We start from the raw sequence: 18,508 nt of genomic DNA, 5'->3' as shown, positions 1-18,508 counted from the left end.
AACCCGCCTCCCCGCCAGCCTGTGCGCGTCAGTCCTGTCACATCAGTCACGCCACAGGTGAAGGGGAAGCCTCATGAGGACCGCCCGCACGACCCGCCCCGCTCTTTTGCCGCGTACCCGCTCGGTCGTCTTCGCGTCCGCGCTCGCCGCACTCGCGCTGTTCGCCGGGGCCTGTTCCGGTGACTCCGGCTCGGACTCCGCGTCCGGTTCGTCCTCGGACAGCGCCGACGGCGGGAAGGGCGCCGACGCCGACAAGGCGTTCAAGGAGCGCGAGTGCCTGCGCAAGCAGGGCCTCGAGGTGGCCGAGCCCAAGTCCGGCGAGGACGTCCGCGGCATCACCATCGGCGGCGACATGAGCAAGGAGAAGATGGAGGCCGCCCTGAAGAAGTGCGGCGCGGGCGGCGGCCGGTCGGGCAAGGGCCCCTCGCAGGCCGACAAGGACAAGATGCTCAAGTACGCCCAGTGCATGCGCAGGAACGGGTTCGACATGCCCGACCCGAAGTTCGACGGCGGCGCGATGCAGGCCCAGCCCATGCCCAAGGGCGCCGAGGCCAAGAAGATGGAGAAGGCCGCCGAGGCGTGCAAGGGCATCGTCAAGTGAGGCGCCGTACCGCCGTCTTCGCCACCGTGGTCGCGCTGCTCGCCGTCACCGGCGGCGGGATCGCCGTCAGCGCGCTCGCCGACGTGGGCGGCAAGGAGAACACCGCCCACCGTGCGGCGGGCCTGCCGCCGGCCACCGCGTCGGTAGCACGCGGCGACCTCAGCAGCGGCACTCAGGTCGACGGGACCCTCGGCTACGCCAAGGAGCGCAAGATCAACGCCGGTACGACGGGCACGCTCACGTGGGCCCCCGACACCGGCTCGAACATCGGCCGCGACGGACGGCTCTACGAGGTCGACGGCGCGCCCGTCCGCCTCATGTACGGCACCGAACCCATGTACCGCACGCTGAAGAGCGGCGACAAGGGCAACGACGTCCGCCAGCTGGAGGAGAACCTCGTCGCGCTCGGCTACGGCTCCGGGCTCGCCGTCGACGACACGTACACCGACGGCACCGCGGCCGCGGTCAAGCGGTGGCAGAAGGTCCACGACCGCAAGCAGACCGGCCGCGTGGGCCCCGACCAGATCTCGTTCCAGCCCTCCGCGGTCCGCGTGAAGTCCACGGGCTCGGCCGTCGGCGACCAGGTCGCGCCCGGCAGACCGGTCCTGTCGACGACCGGCTCCGAACGCGTCGTACGCGTCCAGCTGGACGTGGCGGAGGGCGACTCGGCGAAGAAGGGCACGAAGGTCACGGTGACGCTCCCGGACGGCACGACGGTCAAGGGCAAGGTCGCCGCCGTCGGCAGGACCGCGAAGCCGGGCGACGACCCCGGTGACAAGACCCCCAAGATCCCCGTCACCGTCACCTTCGACGATCCCGGCGAGGTCGACGGCTTCGACCAGTCGCCGGTCACCGTGAACCTCACCGGCGAGACCCGCGAGAACGTCCTCTCCGTCCCCGTCAACGCCCTCCTCGCACTGCCCGGTGGCGGCTTCGGCGTCCAGATCGTCGACGGCGCCCGCACGCGTGAGGTGAAGGTCGAGCTCGGCATGTTCGGGCAGGGCCGGGTCGAGGTGAGCGGCGGAGGCCTGCGGGAGGGCACGAAGGTAGGAGTACCAAAACCATGACCGACTCCTCTACGCCGATCAGCGCGGCCCCCACGGTCGTGGACCTGGCCGGGGTCACCAAGGAGTACCCGGGCGGGGTCGCCGCGCTCCGCGGAGTCGACCTGACCGTCGGTGCCGGTGAACTCCTCGCCATCGTCGGCCCGTCCGGCTCCGGCAAGTCGACGCTCCTGCACATCATCGGCACCCTGGACCGCCCCACGGCGGGCTCGGTGGCCATCGCGGGCCACGACATCGCGACCCTGACGGACCGCAGCCTGTCCGCCCTGCGCGCCCGGCACATCGGCTTCGTCTTCCAGGCGTTCCACCTGGTCCCGGGCATCAGCGCCCGCGACAACGTCGCCGAGGGCCTGCTCTACTCCGGTCTCCCGCGCGCGGAACGGCGCCGCAGGGCCGCGTACGCCCTGGAACGCGTCGGTCTCGCCGACCGCATGCGCCACCGTCCGCACGAACTGTCCGGCGGCCAGAAACAGCGCGTCGCCATCGCCCGCGCCGTGGTCGGCGAACCCGACCTGCTCCTGGCCGACGAGCCCACCGGCGCGCTCGACTCCGAATCCGGCGAGGCCGTCATGGCCCTGCTGCACGACCTGAACGCGGAGGGCGCGACCATCGCCGTCATCACCCACGACACGGAGATCGCCGAACGGCTGCCGCGGCAGGTGCGGATCAGGGACGGGCAGATCGTCGCGGACACGCGGGGCGCGGAGGCCGCGGCATGACGGCGCGCGGACGCCGCGCCCTGCGAGCGGCACGCCTCGGCCCCCGCGACGTCCTGCACGTGGGCTCGGCGGGGCTGCGCAGCCGCCCGCTGCGGGTGGTCCTGTCGGCGCTGGGCATCGCGATAGGCATAGCGACGATGGTGGCGGTGGTGGGCATCTCCTCCTCCAGCAAGGCCCAGCTCCTCCATGAGCTGGACGAGCTGGGCACGAACATGCTGGTGGCGTCGCCGGGGGAGGCGATGTTCTCCGGAGAGAAGGTGACGCTGCCGCGCGATGCGGCGGGGCGGACCGGACGCATCGACGGGGTCGAGTCCGTGGGCGCGACCGGCGACCTGGAACGCTCGGTGAGGCGCAGCGAGAAGATCCCGAAGGACGAGACGGGCGGCATCTCGGTCAAGGCGTCCACGGAAGGCCTGCTGAAGGTGTTGCGGGGCCGCATGGCACACGGCAGCTGGTTCAACGCGGCGAACAGCCGCTACCCGTCTGTGGTCCTCGGCCACGTCGCGGCGGAACGCCTGGGCATCGTCGCGCCCGGCCAACAGGTCTGGCTGGACGACCGCTACTTCACGGTGATCGGCATCCTCGACCCGCTGCCGCTCGCACCCGACATCGAACGGTCGGCGCTGACGGGCTGGGACGCGTCGAAGCAGTACCTCGGCTTCGACGGCCACCCCACTTCCGTCTACGAACGCTCCACCGACGCCACGGTCAACGGCGTCCGCAAGCTCCTCGCCGCGTCCATCGACCCGGAGAACCCCCGCAACGTCCAGGTCACGGACCCGTCGGCGGCACTGCAGGCGAAGGCGGCGACGGAGGGTGCGTTCTCGACGCTGCTCCTGGGCCTGGGCGGCATAGCGCTGCTGGTGGGCGGCGTGGGTGTGGCCAACACTATGATCATCTCAGTCCTGGAACGCCGCTACGAGATAGGCCTGCGCCGCTCGCTGGGCGCGACGCGCGGCCAGATCCGCGTCCAGTTCGTGACGGAGTCCCTGATGCTGTCGGGTCTGGGAGGCGCGGCGGGCGTGGCCCTGGGAGCCGCCGCCACGGCAGCGTACGCACTCTCGGGCAACCTCCCGTGGGTGGTCCCGCCCTGGGCCATGGCGGGCGGCTTCGCAGCGACCCTGGCGATCGGCACGGTGGCGGGCCTGTACCCGGCGGTACGGGCGGCCCGCTTGTCCCCGACCCTGGCGCTGCACGCGACGTGACGCGAACGCCTTTGTCCCGTCCCCGACCGCCTCCGTTGGCTCGGTGGGGCCCCTACTCCTGCTGGACGGTGCGGGGCAGACGGGCGGGTGGGTGTGATGCGCCGCGTAGCGGCGGGAGAGGTTCGTCGGAACCTAGGGCGAGAGGACCTGGGACAGGTCGAGGGAGACGGCGACGCGGGACGCGACGCTCTCCGCGTACGCCGCGTCCGACCGGTCGAACACCCCCCGCCCCGCCCCCCGGAGAAACGTCACGACGCCCAACGTCCGCCCCCTGCTCCGCAGGACGACACAGAGAGCGTGCACCGAGTCCTCGGGCCACTGCCGCGCCGCCGCCCACTCCCGCACCCGCTCCGCCGACGCCCCCACCCCCGCGCTGGCCCGCACGGACCCCACGCGCTCCACGCACTGCGGCGCGGGGTGCCCTTCGGGGTAGCGGACGGGGATGCCCGCCGTGGCGACGGGACGGCAGGGTCCCGGCGGCCCCGCGGGCGTCGCCGCCGTACGCACCAGGCGTACCGGATCCTCGCCCGCCAGCAGATCCACCAGCGCGTGGTCGGCGAACCCGGCGAGCGCGAAGTCCAGCTGGACCGTCGCCGCCTCCGTCGGGTCCTCGCACTCCGCGGTCGCCCGTGCCGCCCGGTGCAGCTGCTGGGAGCGGAACCGCAGCTGCGACGCGTCCTGTTCGGCCTGCTTGGCCTCCGTGACGTCGAGGAACAGCCAGCCGACGCCCAGCGGCACGGGCTCCTCGGCGAGCGGCGAGGCGAGCCGGAGGAAGCCGCTGCGCCAGCACCGGCGCGCCTCCCCGTCGTCCTCCCCGCCCGCGGCAGCCCGCACCGTCACCCACATCTCCGCGGGCGCGGGCGGCGTCCCCTCGGCGAGGACGTGCGTCAGGGCACTCTCCAGCTCCTCGACGCCCTGCCCGAGCAGATCGGCGAGCGGCCGCCCGAGGACGGCGCTGCGGCCCACCCCGAAGGCACGGGCCGCGTGTTCGTTGACGACGGCCGGCCGCAGATCCGCGTCGACGAGGACCACGCCCCACGACGCCGTCTCGAACAGCGCCTCGCTGAGCGCGATGGACCGCTCCAGGTCGATCTGCGCGTGGACCTCGCTGAAGGCGCAGTACACCCCCGAGGACTTGCCGTCCCCGCCCCGCACGGACGCCGACTGCATCCGCACGAGCACCCGCCCGCCGTCCTTGGTGACCAGCGCGAACTCGTGCACCTGCCGCCCCGGCGCGTCCATCGCGGACAGCAGCCGCTCCTCGACGTCCCCCGCGTCGGCGGGCCGCACGGCCCACCCGGTGAACCCGTGCCGCCCGACGGCCTCCGCCGCCGTCCACCCGAGGATCCGCTCGGCCTCGCGGTTCCAGTGCGTCACCACACCGTCGGCGTCGAAGGCGCAGAGCGCGGCGTCCATTCCGTCGAGGAGCGCCGCGAGGAGCTCGGCGCCCCCGGGCTCGGGTTCCTCAGGACCAAGTTCGTCAGTGGTTCCGCTCTGTCGCGAAGCACTCACGTGGCACCCCCTACAGGCCTGCGCGATCTGCCCGTACCGCATGTCAGATCATTCAACTGGAACGTGACGCAGCCCACAGGATGTTCCCGGAAGTTGGAGAGAAATCGTTGTGCGCCCGTCTACCCGAAAAATCGGTTGAGGCTCCCGACGCCCCTTCCTAAGGTGTGTATCACTCGAAGAAAGGAGGTGATCCTGCAGTGATTTCATTGCGGACGCGAGAGGTGGCTGCGGGCTAGCGGCCTGCCACCACACCCAGTGCGGTGCCCGGCCGGCACGAGTGACGAGCGTGCAGCCGGCCCAAACCCAAGCAGTCACCCGACCCGCGAGCCGCCGGTACGTCCGGCCGGCTCCCTCCGCCTCCGGGCGGCAGGGACCCAGGCTCGCGGGTCGCCTGCGTCGCGGGTCGAAGACGTCCCGCCGTACGTCAGCCCCTGCTGACCGCCGTGAGGATCTCCGGCAGCCGCCCCGCCACCCGCGGCGCCGCGAGCCGCAGCCCCAGCTCCGTGACCGTCGCGCCGTAGGCCGCGCCGAGCGGCAGCAGCAGCCACGTCCAGGATGTCGCACTCGACGCGTGCAGCCAGATCGTGAGGGCCAGGACGGGTGCGCACAGCAGCGCGCCCGCGACCATGCCGCCGAGAATGGAGATCCAGGCGAGACCGGCCTGGCCGGGGGCGACGTTCTTGTGGCCCTCCTGCGGGATGGAGTAGGGGAAGCGGGCCGAGGACCACGCGCCGGTGGCCAGCATCGCGCCGAGCAGCGCGAAGGACAGGCCGAGGACCTCCGGCAGGGCGGGCCAGTCGCCGAGCATCGCGGTCGTCAGGACGGTGACGAGTGCGGCGTACGGGAGGGTGATCAGGAGGAGCGCGAGGGCCCGGCCGCGCAGCTCCACGTACGCGTCACGGGGCGACGAGATCGTCATCGCGACCATCCAGAACGCCGACGTGTCCTGCCCGAACTGGTTGTACATGAGGACGCCGAGCATGCCCGCCGCGAAGCACGCGAAGTAGACGGAGCCGGTGCCCTGGAGGGCGTTGAAGAGCGGCACGATCAGGCCGATGGCGAGGGACGTGACCCAGGCGGCCTTGGTCTTCGGGTCGCGCCAGACGTAGCGGAGGCTGCGTTCCATGACCGTGCCGGTGCGGCCCGCGGGCAGCAGCCCGCCGAGGGCGCCCGACGTGCGGGACGTGCCCTTGTCCGGCTCGGCGGCGGCGAGCGTGGAGCCGTCCTGCGCCGTCATCAGGCGCGTCAGGCTGCGCTGCCAGAGGGTGAGGAGCGCGAGGAGGGCCGCCCCGGTCAGGGCCAGCTGGGCCGCCGCCGTCGCGTACGCGCCCTCGCTGACCGAGTGGACCGCGCCGAGCGCCGCGGACGGCGGGATCCAGCGCACGACGTCCGCGGCCGGGTCGAGCGTGGACAGGCCGGACGAACCGAGCTTCTGCGCGCCGAAGTTGACGACCTGCGCGCCGACCGCGATGACCAGACCGCTGAGGACGGCGAGGTCGCGTCCCTTGCGGCTGGTGAGGAGACGGATGTTGGCGGCGGCGACCGCGCGGGCCAGCGCCACGCAGACGAGGAGCGTGAGGACGACCGCGAGGACACCGGTCACCGCCGCCGCGACGCCGTGGGCCAGCGCCACCGCCGCGCCCGCCACGAGGCAGAGCGTGAACAGCGGGCCGATGCCCACGAGGGAGGCGACGAGCAGCGCCCGTACGAGCGGCCGAGGCCGCAGCGGCAGCATGACGAGGCGCGTCGCGTCGAGGGTCTCGTCGCCGCTCGGGAAGAACAGCGGCATGACCGCCCAGCCGAGGGCGAGCACCCCGACGAGCAGGACGCAGACCGTCGCGGCGTGCGTGTCGCCGCGCAGCGCGACGAGACCGAGGAGCTGGAGGGCGGCGAAGAGGAGCGCGACGGTGACGGACGCGATGTAGGCGGCGCGGCGCCCCGTCGACTGGCGCAGGCCGTTGCGCAGCAGGGACAGTTTCAGACGGACGAGGACGGGCGTGATCGCCGAGGGGGCGGTGGGTCGGGCCGTGGTCATCGGGGGCCGCCGCCCAGCCAGTCGAGGTCGGTGCCCGCGGTGCGGCCGTGCGCGCCGACGAGTTCGAGGAACGCCTGCTGCAGCGAGGGCGCCGCGCCCCGGACCTCGGCGAGGGTGCCGTGCGCGCGGATGCGTCCCGCGGCCATGACGGCGACCCAGTCGCAGAGGGACTCGACGAGCTCCATGACGTGCGAGGAGAAGACGACGGTGGCGCCGGAGCCGGTGTACCGCTCCAGGACCCCGCGGATCGTCTGCGCGGAGACGGGGTCGACACCCTCGAACGGCTCGTCGAGGAAGAGGACTTCGGGGTTGTGGAGCAGCGCGGCGGCCAGACCGATCTTCTTGCGCATGCCGGTCGAGTAGTCGATGACGAGTTTGTGCCGGGCGCCGGCGAGGTCGAGTACGTCGAGGAGCTGGGCGGCGCGTTTGTCGACCTCGGCGCCGGGCAGTCCGCGCAGTCTCCCGGTGTACGCGAGGAGTTCGCGCCCCGAGAGCCGCTCGAAGAGGCGGAGCCCCTCGGGGAGTACGCCGATGCGGGCCTTCACCTCGACGGGGTCGCGCCACACGTCGTGGCCGACGACCTCGACGGTGCCCTGGTCGGGCCGGAGGAGACCGGTGACCATGGAGAGGGTGGTGGTCTTGCCCGCGCCGTTCGGGCCGACCAGGCCGATGAACTTGCCCGCGGGCAGCGCCAGATCGATCCCGGCGACGGCGACCTGCTCGCCGAACCGCTTCCAGAGCCCCCGGATCCGTACCGCCGCCGCTCCGGGCCCCGCTGCCGTCTCCGCTGCCGTCACCGTGCCGCCCTCCGCTCCGCCCGCCGTCTCCGCACGATACGTCGGCGGCCTCCGGGTCGGTCAGCGGCGCGCTTCCCTGCCGCACGCGTAGGCCAGTGGCGAGATGATCTCCTCGGCGTCCGGCAGCCAGCGGTTGGCGGCGGTGGGGCGGCAGGCCCACTGGACGGCGCCGATGGCACCGAAGCGGGTGGGGGGCCCGGCGACGTACGTCCCCTCGCCGAGCGCGACCAGGTCGATGGCGGCCGGCGGCCAGCCCAGCTTGCGCACCAGGTCGGGGACCTTGGCCGTGGCGCCGGGCAGCACGAAGAACTGCATGCGGCGGTCGGGTGTGCAGGTCACGGGGCCGAGGGTGAGCTCCATCCGCTCCATGCGGGCGAGCGCGAGGAAACCGGCGGTCTCGGGCACGTCGATCGCGTCGAACGTGCGCCCGGTGGGGAGCAGGATCGACGCCTTGGGCTGCTTCTGCCAGAGCCGCCGCGCCCCGGTCGCGCTGCCGGTGGCGAGGGTCGCCCAGTCCTCGCGGGCGGGGTGTGCGCCGGGCGCGTCGCACGCGGCCTCGCCGCACGAGCACTGCTCGACGCCCTCGACGGACTCGAGCCAGGTCCCGGGGAACACGTCCCAGTGGCGCTCCTCCGCGTACCGCACGGCCGTGTCGAGCAAGGCTTCTCCGCGCTGCTTCGGGATCTGCGCGGCTGACGTGACTCCGATGGTCTCTTCCACGCAGTTCTCAACTCCCGGTGCCACCTCGGGTTACGGGCGCACGCGAGGGCGGGGGAGGAGCATCGATCCTGCGAGCGGGGCGCATGGGTGCATGGGCGGGGGCGCGCATGGGGATCGGCTGCCGGGGGCGGGTAGCCACGTCTCGGGCAGTCGGAGAACGCCTCGACCGAGGGGAGCGCGCCTCAAGACCGTACGGCCGTGAACGGCTGGGAACGACCAGCGAACAGCTGGGACCGTACAGTGTGGCGTTTGTAGTTCTTTATGCGTTCTTTTGCTTCTTTTGTGGCGCATCTTCGCCTGGCCCCACGGGCATTGATCACCCTGAGGCGGTCCACGGCGGCCGCCCGTTCCGATGGTCCACGGTGCACACAGGGGGTACGCCATGGCCGCCAGGCCACTCGTCGCGCGACAGCCCAATGAACGGCTGCAGGCGCTCATTCAGGAAGCCGGCTGTTCCAACGCCGGTCTGGCCCGCAGGGTCAACATGTGCGGCGCGGAGCACGGTCTCGACCTGCGCTACGACAAGACGTCCGTGGCCCGCTGGCTGCGCGGGCAGCAGCCGCGCGGGCGGGCGCCCGGCATCATCGCGGAGGCGCTCGGCCGCAAGCTGGGCCGTACCGTCACCATCGACGAGATCGGCATGGCGAACGGCAAGAACCTCGCCTCCGGCGTCGGACTGCAGTTCTCGCCGACCGTCCTCGGCGCCATCGAGCAGGTCTGCGAGCTGTGGCGCAGCGACGTCGGCCGCCGCGACTTCCTCTCCGGGTCGTCCGTGGCCGCGTCCGCGCTCGTCGAACCCAGCCGCGACTGGCTGATCTCCTCGCCGGACTCGCAGGTCGGCAGAACCGCGGGGCCACGCGTCGGGATGGCGGACGTGGCGGCGGTCAAGGCGATGACGGAGGCGCTGACGCAGCTGGACCACCAGTTCGGCAGCGGCCATGTGCGGCCGGTCGTCGTGCACTACCTCAACTCCGTGGTCTCCGGGCTGCTCGCGGGCTCCTACCGGGAGGCGGTCGGACGTGAACTCTTCGCCGCGGTGGCCCGGTTGACGGAGCTCGCCGGGTACATGGCGGTCGACACGGGGCAGCCGGGCCTCGCCCAGCGCTACTACATCCAGGCGCTCCGGCTGGCCCAGGCGGCGGGCGACCGGGGGTACGGAGGGTACGTACTGGCGGCGTCGATGAGTCACCTCGCCGCGCAGCTCGGGAACCCCCGCGAGATCGCGCAGCTGGCGCGGGCCGCGCAGGAGGGGACCCGTGGCAGGGTCACGCCCCGCGCGGAGGCGATGTTCTACGCGGCGGAGGCGCGCGGGCACGCGCTGCTCGGGGACGCGCGGGCCACGCAGGTCGTGGCGGGGCGGGCGGTCGAGGCGATGGACCGCGCATCCGGCAGCACGGCCGACTCCGGCGACGACCCGGTCTGGATCCGCCACTTCGACCACGCATATCTGGCCGATGAAATGGCGCATTGTCACCGGGACTTGGGCCAGGCGGACGCGGCGGCGCGCAGCGCCCAGGAGTCCCTGGACGGCCACCCCGAGACGCGGGCGCGGCGCAGGGCGATCGGCCTGGTCCTCCTGGCCACGGCACAGGTGCAGCGACGCGAGGTGGAACAGGCCTGCCACACGGGCCTGAAGGCGGTCGAACTCCTCGGCACGCTGCGGTCGAACCGCGGTGCGGAGTACCTGGAGGACTTCCAGGAGCGGCTCCACCCGTACCGGGAGGAGCCGGTGGTACGGGAGTTCGGGGCGCGTCTGGACGTCCAGGCGGCCTGAGAACAGCGTCGGACAGGGAGGTTTTGTTACTGCCGCCACTGTGCGGAGGGCGGCGTTCTGAGCTGCGTGGCAGAGGGATGTGGCGACCCGGTAGCGTGACCCGACGGTTCCGTAGGTCCCCCAGGTGTAGGAGTCCCGGTGACGCAGCAGAGCGGTCAGGGCGCTGCTTCTTCCGATCCGCAGCAGCGGCCCGCCCACGAAGGCGTGGTGCTGCCCGCGGACGGCAGTGAGCCGCTGTTCCCCGGCACCGCGGGCCGGCACACCGCCCCGCAGGGCGGCACGCCGTGGGGCGACCCGTGGGGCCCCGACTCGTCGGGCCCGCCCTCGCCCGCCCAGTCCCAGGACTGGTCCGCCCCCTCCGCCCAGCCCCTCCCTCCGGAGAACGCGTCGTACACCGACCCGCAACAGAGCTACGGCACGCGGCCCCCCGCCGACCAGGGCATACCCCAGCCCGGCCAGGGCACCCCGCACCAGAACTACGGCGCCCCGCAGCCGGGCGCGGGAGCGCAGCCTCTCGGCGCGGGCGCGCAGCAGTCGGGACCCGGTACGTCGCAGCCGGGTTACGGCTACCCGCAGGCGGGGCCCGGTGCCGGGCAGGCGCCGGGTTCCGGTGATCAGCAGTCCGGGTACGGCACTCCGCAGCCGGGCGCGGGAGCGCAGCGTTTCGGAGAGGGTGCGCAGCAGCCGGGTTACGGCTACCCGCAGGCGGGGCCTGGCGCCGGGCAGGCCGGGGGTTCCGGTGGTCAGTCGTCCGGGTATGGCGCCCCGCAGCCGGGCGCTGGAGCCCAGCCCCTCGGCGCGGGTGCCCCGCAGCCGGGTTACGGCTACCCGCAGGCGGGGCCTGGCGCCGGGCAGGCCGGGGGTTCCGGTGGTCAGTCGTCCGGGTATGGCGCCCCGCAGCCGGGCGCTGGAGCCCAGCCCCTCGGCGCGGGTGCCCCGCAGCCCGGTTACGGCTACCCGCAGGCGGGTCCCGGTGCCGGGCAGGCCGGGGGCCCCGCTGGTCAGTCGTCCGGGTACGGTGCCCCGCCCCCGGGGCACGGCGCCCAGGGCGGGTCCTCGCAGTCCGGGTACGGATCTCCGCAGTCGGGGCCCGGTGCTTCGCAGGCGGGTTATGGCTACCCGCAGGCGGGGCCTGGTGCCGGGCCGGCCGGTGGTCCCGGTGGCCGACAGACCGGATACGGCTTCCCTCAGCCGGGCGCTGATGCCCAGCGGCCTTCCGGGGCGCCGCAGGCCGCTCACGGCGCCCCGCAAGCCGGACAGGGCTACCCGCAGTCGGGGCGCGGCGTCCCGCAGTCCGCTCCCAACGCCCCCGGCTACGGCTACGGCTACCCCCAGGAGCCTCAGCGCGGACCCGCGCACGCCGCCCCGCAGGGGCAGGGCGCGCACGGGGCGCAGGCGGCGCACGGTGCTCATGCCGCCCCGCGTCCCGAGCAGCCGCAGCCGCCCTCCTCGCAGCCCAGACACGGCGCACACGCCGCGCCGCAGTCCGGGCGGGACGACCGGCAGGCGCACGGCTCCCACGCCGCGCAGCCGCTGCCGCCCGTTGCCGCGCCCGGCGCGGGGTCCGACAGTGATGCCACGCAGTACATACCGCCCGTCGCCGCCGACGAAGGGGTGACGCAGTACATACCCCCCGTGGGGCCCGGCGCTTTGCCGCCCGAGGCTCCCGCCGGGGATGCCACGCAGTTCCTGGGACGGGCCGACTCGGGGACGGGGGCCGGGACCGACAGTGATCCCACCCAGCTCATCGCGCCCATCCCCGCAGGCCCCGCAGGGTCCTCCACGCCTCCCGAGCCCGCCGGTGCCCCTTACGGCATCCGTCCCGGCGCCCCCGGCGACCGGCAGCCGCCCGCCGAGTTCGACAGTCTCTTCCGTACCGAGCCGGAGGCCGAGGGGCCTGCGTCCACGCAGCAGATGCCCCGCGTCCAGGCTCAGGGACCGGCCCCCGTACCCGCCCCCGACCCCGCGAGCGGCGGTCACGGCGGCGGCGGGCGCCGCAACCGCACCGGATCCAAGGTGCCGCTGATCGCCGCCGTCGGCGTCGGCATCGCCGTCCTCGGCATCGGCGCGGGCGCGCTCCTCAGCGCCGGCGGCGGTGAGGACGACAAGGGTGACGACGGGCAGCCCGTCTCCGCGTCCGGGGAGCCCGACGAGCGGCCCTCGCCGTCCGCCGACCCCGCCAAGGAGCAGGCCGTCGCCCTGGACAAGCTGCTCGCCGACAGCAACAACAGCCGCGACTCGGTCATCGCCGCCGTACGCAACGTGGGCAAGTGCCAGAATCTCGGCCAGTCGGCCAAGGACCTCCGCGCCGCGGCCAAGCAGCGCAACGGTCTCGTCACCCGGCTCGCGGGTCTGAAGGTCGACAAGCTGCCCGCCAACGACCAGCTGACGGCCTCCCTCAACAAGGCATGGAAGGCCTCCGCCGCCGCCGACAACCACTACGCCGCCTGGGCGGACCAGGTCGCGGGCAAGAAGGGCTGCCACAAGGGCCACGCCCGCAACACTCCGCAGACCGCGGCAGGCAACCGCGAGAGCGGCACCGCGACCACCGCCAAGGAGCAGGCCGCGAACCACTGGAACGCGATCGCCCGCAAGTACGGCCTCACCGAGCGCAACAAGACCCAGCTCTAGCTACGCGCTCTGCTCCAGCGTCTTCTCCACGTTCACGAAGCCCTCGCGCGCCGGGACGAGCCGCCCGTCGCGCACCGTCTGGAACGTGACGCCCGAGTTGATCAGGCGCGGGAACTCACTGGCGGCGAGGAGGTCCTCGAAACGCCAGCTCAGGGGCGGGGTGAGGCCGCCCGTCTCCACCCGCAGGCCGCCGTCGAGGGCACGGCGCAGCGTGCGGGCCGTCACCTCGCCGCCGTCGAGCGACTCGACGGCCTGCTTCAGGACGGTGTACGCGATCCACGTCGTCTGGACGCCCGCGTCCGAGGGGTCGACCCGGTTGTCGCCGAACGCCTGCTCACGGATGACGTCCCGCATCCGGTCCCACCGCGCGTCGCCCGCCGCCGGGTACCAGCCGGTGACGTACGCCCCTTCGTAGGGACCGCTCGCACCGCCGGTGCGGTCGATCAGGGACTGGTCGACGCTGCCGAGCACGGACGAGATGCGGACCGGCGGATAGTCGTCCTTGGTGCGCCGGAACGAGTCGTAGAACGTGTCCGTGCGCGCCCCGAGCGCCGCCGTCACACACCCGTTGTCCGCCCCCGCGTCCTTCAGCGCCCGCTCGGCCTGCGGCGTCAGGTCGGTGCCGTCCTCGGGGGCGCGGATGTCGGAGACGGGCTTGTGGTGGCCGTCGGCGAGGCCCTGGTTGAGCAGCTTGGGCAGCTCGTCCCCGGCGAGGGTGTCCGGCCGGACGAGGGAGACCCGGTCGCAGCGTGCGGCGAGCTGTCGGCCGTTGCCCGCGAGGAGCGCCGGTTCGCCGCCGTTGACGGGGTACGAGAGGGGGCTGCTGAACTCGTCGTCGGTGACGCCGTACCCGCCGATGTAGGGGATGCCCGCGACTTCGAGCGGGCCGAGGAAGGAGCGGCCGTGCTGGCTGTACGCGCCGACGACCGCCACCACGTCGTGGTCGACCGCCTGCCGCGCGCACTCGGCCGCCCCGACGGAATCGTTGTGGTCGTTGCAGGTCAGGACCTTGAGCTCGCGGCCGCCGAGGCCGCCGTGGGCGTTGACCCAGCGGGCGTAGGCCTGCGCCATGGCGGGGACGCCGGGCTTGTTGGTGGCCTTGGTCTTCTCCGGGGCCCAGGTCATCACGGTGATGGGGTCGTCCCCGGAACCCCCCGTGGTTCCGGGGATGACCCCGCAGCCGGATATCAGCGACGCACACGCCGCCACGGCGGCCGCCGAGAGCGCTGCGGATCGGGAGGGGCGGGGGAGGAAGGTGCGTCGCCAGCCGGTCATGTCCCTGCACGATTCCGTTGCGTGGCCAACCGTGGAGTGACTCGTCTTCAACGGACAGTGACATGAAAGTGAACGGGCGGGGTCCGGTTCGCGTGCGTGGAGTGGGAACGTACGATCCATGACCGTGCAAGATTCGGAGAAGTCTTCCCGTCGCGGCCGTCGCTCCAGCACCATGGGCGGCATGCCGACCAACGACATGCCGTGGTGGCGCTGGCGCAGCAACGTGCGCTCGGCGCTGCACATGCTCTCCGACCCCGACTTCCAGCGGGAGTGCTGGCTCGCCGGGCGCGAGGAGTACGGGGACGTGACCGACGCCGTGTACCGGCTGGTCGAGGACACGTGGCTGGACAACTGGTCCGCTGAGAAATACGTCGGGACGATCTTCCGTGACCCGCAGGAGGCGGCGCTCGTCGACACGGCCGTGCTGCGGGTGCTGCGGATCATGCACGAGGTGGGGCCCGACGCGCTGGTCTCCGTCTATCTGGAGCACCCGGGGTGGCCGGAGGCGGTCCGCGCGGCCCGCGACGCGCACGTGCGGCTCGCCGCCGGTGACGGTGACGACCCGGACGTGCCGCCGCAGACGCTCGAAGTGCTGCGGATCATGACACGGTCCGCCTGACGGCACGTCCGCCTGACGGGACGATTGCCGTCGGCGCTGTCCGCTGTGGGAACCTTGTCCGCATGAACGAGCAGTCCACCGCGCCCGCCGCCCCCGCTGAGCAGTACGTCCTCACCCTCTCGTGCCCCGACAAGCAGGGCATCGTGCACGCCGTGTCGAGCTACCTCTTCATGACCGGCTGCAACATCGAGGACAGCCAGCAGTTCGGCGACCACGACACCGGACTGTTCTTCATGCGCGTCCACTTCTCGGCCGAGGCGCCGGTGACCGTCGACAAGCTGCGGGCGAGCTTCGCCGCGGTCGGCGACTCCTTCCACATGGACTGGCAGATCAACCGCGCCGAGGACAAGATGCGCGTGGTCCTGCTGGTGTCGAAGTTCGGGCACTGCCTGAACGACCTGCTGTTCCGCTCGCGGATCGGCGCGCTGCCCGTGGAGATCGCCGCGGTCGTCTCCAACCACAAGGACTTCGCCGAGCTCGTCGCCTCGTACGACATCCCCTTCCATCACATCCCGGTGACGAAGGAGAACAAGCCCGAGGCGGAGGCGCAGCTGCTCGAACTCGTGCGTTCGCTGGACGTGGAGCTCGTCGTCCTCGCCCGCTACATGCAGGTCCTCTCGGACGACCTGTGCAAGGAGCTCAGCGGGCGGATCATCAACATCCACCACTCGTTCCTGCCGAGCTTCAAGGGCGCGAAGCCGTACCACCAGGCGCACGCCCGCGGCGTGAAGCTGATCGGCGCGACCGCGCACTACGTGACCGCCGACCTCGACGAGGGCCCGATCATCGAGCAGGAGGTCGAGCGGGTCGGCCACGGCGTCACCCCCGACCAGCTGGTCGCGATCGGCCGTGACGTGGAGTGCCAGGCGCTGGCGCGGGCCGTGAAGTGGCACGCGGAGCGCCGGATTCTCCTGAACGGCCGCCGCACGGTCGTCTTCGCCTGACGGACCCGGGGCGCGGACCCGCTCTACATCCGGCTCAGCGACGCCGCCGCGAACAGCACGTCGCGGATCGCCTCGCGGTCACCGTCCTGGCCCGCTGCCGCCTCCTCCGGCGACACGTGGCCCGCGGCGAGACGGCAGAACTCGACGCCGTCCAGCGCCACGTGCGCCACTTCGTGCTCGCGCGAGGCGGTGGCCGCGGGCGAGTCGAGCGGGATGAGCCACTCGCCGCCGCCGAGCCCCTCGATCTCCAGGCGCAGGCTGCGGCCCGGCGCGCCCGCCGCGACCAGGCGGCGCGGCGGGGTGGCGGGGTGGCGAGCCCGGAGCGGCGGCGCTCGGCGAGCGTGCCGGGGAGCAGCCGGGCGGCGAGGTCGATCATGCGGTGGAGGTGCCGGGGCGCGGGCGGCGCGTACGGGTAGTCGACGGCGTCGGCGATGTCGCCCGCGTGGATCCAGCACTCGAAGGCGCGGTCCACCATCGAGTCCCGCAGCGGCAGCTCGATGGCCTGCTGCTGTTCGGGTCCGGTGCCGCCGGGGACGGGCACCGTTCCGTACGGCACCGGGAGGCGGCCCGATCCGCCGCCCGCGAACGACACGGTGCGGATCAGTTCGTGCGTCTGGTCGCGCCACGGGGTGCGCACGGCGCGGGTGGGCGGGAAGTGCGATGCCCGCCAGTAGGCCTCCGTGCGGTGGGCGGGGTCCTGCGGGACCCTGACCTCCGGGCCGAGCGGGTCGTCGAGGCCGAGGGCGAGTCCGACCATGCCGTCGACCGCCAGGAGGTGGGAGATGACCCCGGCGACGGTGGTCTTCCTGCTGACCGGCCCTTCGTCGTCGAACCAGCGCAGCCGCACCGGCGCGTGCCACTCCGCGTCGCCGATGTCCTGGAGCAGCGCGTCGAGACGGGCGGTCTCCGCGTCGTACGGCACGGCCCACTCCGGCACGGGGATGCGGGGCGGGCGGCGGCCGAGGCAGCTCTCCAGGACGCGGGTGCGCAGCCCGGGGTCGAGGTCGAGGCTCTCCTCGGGGTGGAGCAGGCCGACGGCGTCGCGCAGCCGGAGCGCTTCCTCCGCGCACGGGCCGCAGTCGCCCAGGTGCTCCTCGACGGCGATGGCCTCCTCCGCGGAGCAGGCGGCGAGTGCCCAGGCGCCGAGCAGGGATTTCAGGACGCGGTGCTCCAGGACGAGCGGCTGGGGTGCCGGCGGCGGGTCGGGCAGGGCGTTTCCGGCGTCCTCGACGGAGGCGCGCGGCAGCGGTATGCGCGGCGCGGTGCCGTCCGTGTGGTCCGCGCGGTTCTGGCGGTCGGGCTGCTCTTCGTGCGGTTCGGGGCGTTCGGTGCCGGTCACAGCGTGGCTCCGGGGCCGGACGGCGTGTCGTGAGGGTGGGCGGCGGGCGGGGGGCCGGTGTCGTGGGCCGTGGAGAGGAGCTGCAGGCCGAGGCGGAGTCTGCGGCGGGCCTCGTCCTCGGTGACGCCGAGGTCGGCGGCCGTCTGGCGGTAGTCGCGGCGCTGGAAGTAGGCGAGCTCCAGGGCGGCGCGCAGCGGGGTGGGCATGGCCGTCACGATGTAGTCCGCGCGGGCGGCGGCGGAGGCGCGGCGGACCTTGCGCTCCAGGTCCTCCTCGGTGCCCGCGCCGCCGCGGGCGAGGGCGGCGGACTCGGTCTGGCGGAGCCGGTGGACGGCGCGCTGGTGGGCGAGCGTGGCGATCCAGGAGCGGAGTGGGCCCTGCCGCGGGTCGTACGCGTCGGGGTTCTCCCAGACGTGGCCGAAGACCTCGCGGGTGATGCGGTCGGCGGCGCTCGTGTCGCCGAGGACGCGGTGGGCGAGACCGTGCACGAGCGAGGCGAACCTGTCGTACAGCTCGCCGAGCGCGGCGGCCTCCCCGTGCGCGAGCCGCTGCTGCATGCGGCGGTCCCAGCGCCGCGGCGCGTCCTTCGGCATGCGGCCCCCTCGTGCGCTTGCCCGGTGCTGCTTCTGCTCTGTTTCTGCTGCCCACTCGAACGGTACTTCGGGTTTCTGCTCTCTCTCGAATGTAGTCGGCGCCGCTGACAACACACTCCTGTTTGCGGCAAAGCGCGCACTTCGCGGGAGGCCGGATGATATTGACGACGGCCTGCTGGTGTTTCATGGGAGGCAGGTGGGGCAGCTGAAGCAGAACGAAACGTAGGGACTGCTTCCGGATCACTCCGCGATCACTCCGCAGGCGCGGAGCAGGCAACGGCGAGCGAGAGGCGTGGCGCGTGACGCTCAAGGTGACCGTGGGCGAGCAGGAGGGCTGGGCCGTGCTGTGCGTCTCCGGCGAGATGGACCTGCTGACCTCGCCCGTCCTGCGTCAGCGCGTGCACGACGCTGTCGCCGACGGCCGCCGCCGCATCGTCCTCGACCTCTCCGAAGTGCTGTTCTGCGACTCCAGCGGCGTCGGCGTGCTGATCGCCACGCGCCGCCTCATCCGTTCCTTCCAGGGCAGGCTGCGGCTGATACTGCCCGCCAAGGGCGCCGAGGACGGCTCCCACGTGAACCGCGTCCTCGCGGCCCTCGGCGTCCGCCGCCTCTTCGAGGTCTTCCCCGACGTTCCCGCGGCCCTGGACGACGGCGCGACGCCGCTCTCCGCGTAGGACATG

General features: G+C 73.1%; 15 protein-coding genes and 1 pseudogene. 9 read left to right on the top strand and 7 right to left on the bottom strand.

The window, feature by feature from the left end; translation table 11 throughout:
- Positions 1 to 73: 73 nt before the first annotated feature.
- Genes DEJ47_RS16680 through DEJ47_RS16665 form a run of 4 tightly spaced genes read left to right on the top strand, consistent with a single transcriptional unit; the run spans position 74 to position 3,589 of the window.
- The gene (locus DEJ47_RS16680; RefSeq protein WP_150169180.1) at positions 74 to 601 is read left to right on the top strand and encodes a hypothetical protein; all 528 of its coding nucleotides are present in this window, start codon (positions 74 to 76) and stop codon (positions 599 to 601) included.
- Complete coding sequence (locus DEJ47_RS16675) at positions 598 to 1,668, top strand: peptidoglycan-binding protein (protein WP_223828386.1); 1,071 nt, start codon at positions 598 to 600, stop codon at positions 1,666 to 1,668. Before DEJ47_RS16680 ends, DEJ47_RS16675 begins: the two co-directional genes overlap by 4 nt.
- A complete protein-coding gene (locus tag DEJ47_RS16670) occupies positions 1,665 to 2,384 on the top strand; it encodes an ABC transporter ATP-binding protein (RefSeq protein ID WP_150169176.1) in 720 nt (239 codons plus the stop codon). Before DEJ47_RS16675 ends, DEJ47_RS16670 begins: the two co-directional genes overlap by 4 nt.
- Positions 2,381 to 3,589, top strand: a complete 1,209-nt coding sequence (locus tag DEJ47_RS16665) for an ABC transporter permease (RefSeq protein WP_150169174.1) — start codon at positions 2,381 to 2,383, stop codon at positions 3,587 to 3,589. The genes DEJ47_RS16670 and DEJ47_RS16665 overlap by 4 nt, the downstream gene beginning before the upstream one ends.
- Before the next feature lie 132 nt (positions 3,590 to 3,721).
- Here the strand turns inward: DEJ47_RS16665 and DEJ47_RS16660 are convergent, their stop codons facing one another.
- From DEJ47_RS16660 to DEJ47_RS16645, 4 genes are all read right to left on the bottom strand, one after another.
- Positions 3,722 to 5,101 carry a PAS domain-containing protein gene (locus DEJ47_RS16660; RefSeq protein ID WP_150169172.1) on the bottom strand — a complete coding sequence of 460 codons (1,380 nt, stop codon included), beginning with the start codon at positions 5,099 to 5,101 and terminating at the stop codon, positions 3,722 to 3,724.
- A gap of 424 nt (positions 5,102 to 5,525) precedes the next feature.
- Entirely contained in the window at positions 5,526 to 7,136 is a 1,611-nt protein-coding gene (locus tag DEJ47_RS16655) for a transporter (RefSeq protein ID WP_150169170.1), read from the bottom strand.
- Positions 7,133 to 7,933, bottom strand: coding sequence for an ABC transporter ATP-binding protein (locus tag DEJ47_RS16650; RefSeq protein ID WP_150169168.1), 801 nt, complete (start codon positions 7,931 to 7,933; stop codon positions 7,133 to 7,135). The genes DEJ47_RS16655 and DEJ47_RS16650 overlap by 4 nt, the downstream gene beginning before the upstream one ends.
- A gap of 60 nt (positions 7,934 to 7,993) precedes the next feature.
- The gene (locus DEJ47_RS16645) at positions 7,994 to 8,653 is read right to left on the bottom strand and encodes a bifunctional DNA primase/polymerase (RefSeq protein ID WP_150169167.1); all 660 of its coding nucleotides are present in this window, start codon (positions 8,651 to 8,653) and stop codon (positions 7,994 to 7,996) included.
- A 382-nt stretch (positions 8,654 to 9,035) separates the two neighbouring features.
- Here DEJ47_RS16645 and DEJ47_RS16640 point away from each other — a divergent pair, with 382 nt between their 5' ends.
- Both DEJ47_RS16640 and DEJ47_RS37515 read left to right on the top strand, forming a co-directional pair.
- Positions 9,036 to 10,427 (top strand): transcriptional regulator, encoded by a 1,392-nt coding sequence (locus DEJ47_RS16640; RefSeq protein WP_150169164.1) that lies wholly within the window; start codon positions 9,036 to 9,038, stop codon positions 10,425 to 10,427.
- A 138-nt stretch (positions 10,428 to 10,565) separates the two neighbouring features.
- Complete coding sequence (locus DEJ47_RS37515) at positions 10,566 to 13,058, top strand: hypothetical protein (protein ID WP_150169162.1); 2,493 nt, start codon at positions 10,566 to 10,568, stop codon at positions 13,056 to 13,058.
- Here DEJ47_RS37515 and DEJ47_RS16630 read toward each other — a convergent pair whose 3' ends face one another.
- Complete coding sequence (locus DEJ47_RS16630) at positions 13,059 to 14,333, bottom strand: ABC transporter substrate-binding protein (RefSeq protein ID WP_150169160.1); 1,275 nt, start codon at positions 14,331 to 14,333, stop codon at positions 13,059 to 13,061.
- Between the two features lie 118 nt (positions 14,334 to 14,451).
- Between DEJ47_RS16630 and DEJ47_RS16625 the strand changes: the two genes are divergently transcribed.
- Together DEJ47_RS16625 and purU are read left to right on the top strand one after the other, a co-directional pair.
- Positions 14,452 to 14,952: an SCO4402 family protein gene (locus DEJ47_RS16625; protein WP_150169158.1), complete on the top strand. Its 501-nt coding sequence runs from the start codon at positions 14,452 to 14,454 to the stop codon at positions 14,950 to 14,952.
- Positions 14,953 to 15,014: 62 nt separating this feature from the next.
- A complete protein-coding gene (gene purU / locus DEJ47_RS16620) occupies positions 15,015 to 15,896 on the top strand; it encodes a formyltetrahydrofolate deformylase (RefSeq protein WP_150169156.1) in 882 nt (293 codons plus the stop codon).
- A 23-nt stretch (positions 15,897 to 15,919) separates the two neighbouring features.
- Here purU and DEJ47_RS16615 read toward each other — a convergent pair.
- Positions 15,920 to 17,148: pseudogene (locus DEJ47_RS16615) on the bottom strand (zf-HC2 domain-containing protein).
- 83 nt (positions 17,149 to 17,231) lie between these two features.
- Entirely contained in the window at positions 17,232 to 17,828 is a 597-nt protein-coding gene (locus DEJ47_RS16610; protein WP_150169154.1) for a sigma-70 family RNA polymerase sigma factor, read from the bottom strand.
- Positions 17,829 to 18,127: 299 nt separating this feature from the next.
- On the opposite strand from DEJ47_RS16610, the gene DEJ47_RS16605 reads away from it, so the two are divergent.
- The gene (locus tag DEJ47_RS16605; RefSeq protein ID WP_150169152.1) at positions 18,128 to 18,502 is read left to right on the top strand and encodes an STAS domain-containing protein; all 375 of its coding nucleotides are present in this window, start codon (positions 18,128 to 18,130) and stop codon (positions 18,500 to 18,502) included.
- Positions 18,503 to 18,508 lie beyond the last annotated feature (6 nt).

The organism is Streptomyces venezuelae, assembly GCF_008642355.1.
Taxonomy (GTDB): Bacteria; Actinomycetota; Actinomycetes; order Streptomycetales; family Streptomycetaceae; genus Streptomyces; species Streptomyces venezuelae_B.
Note: the sequence above shows the minus strand (reverse complement) of the source record. Positions and strands in the feature narration are given on the sequence as shown.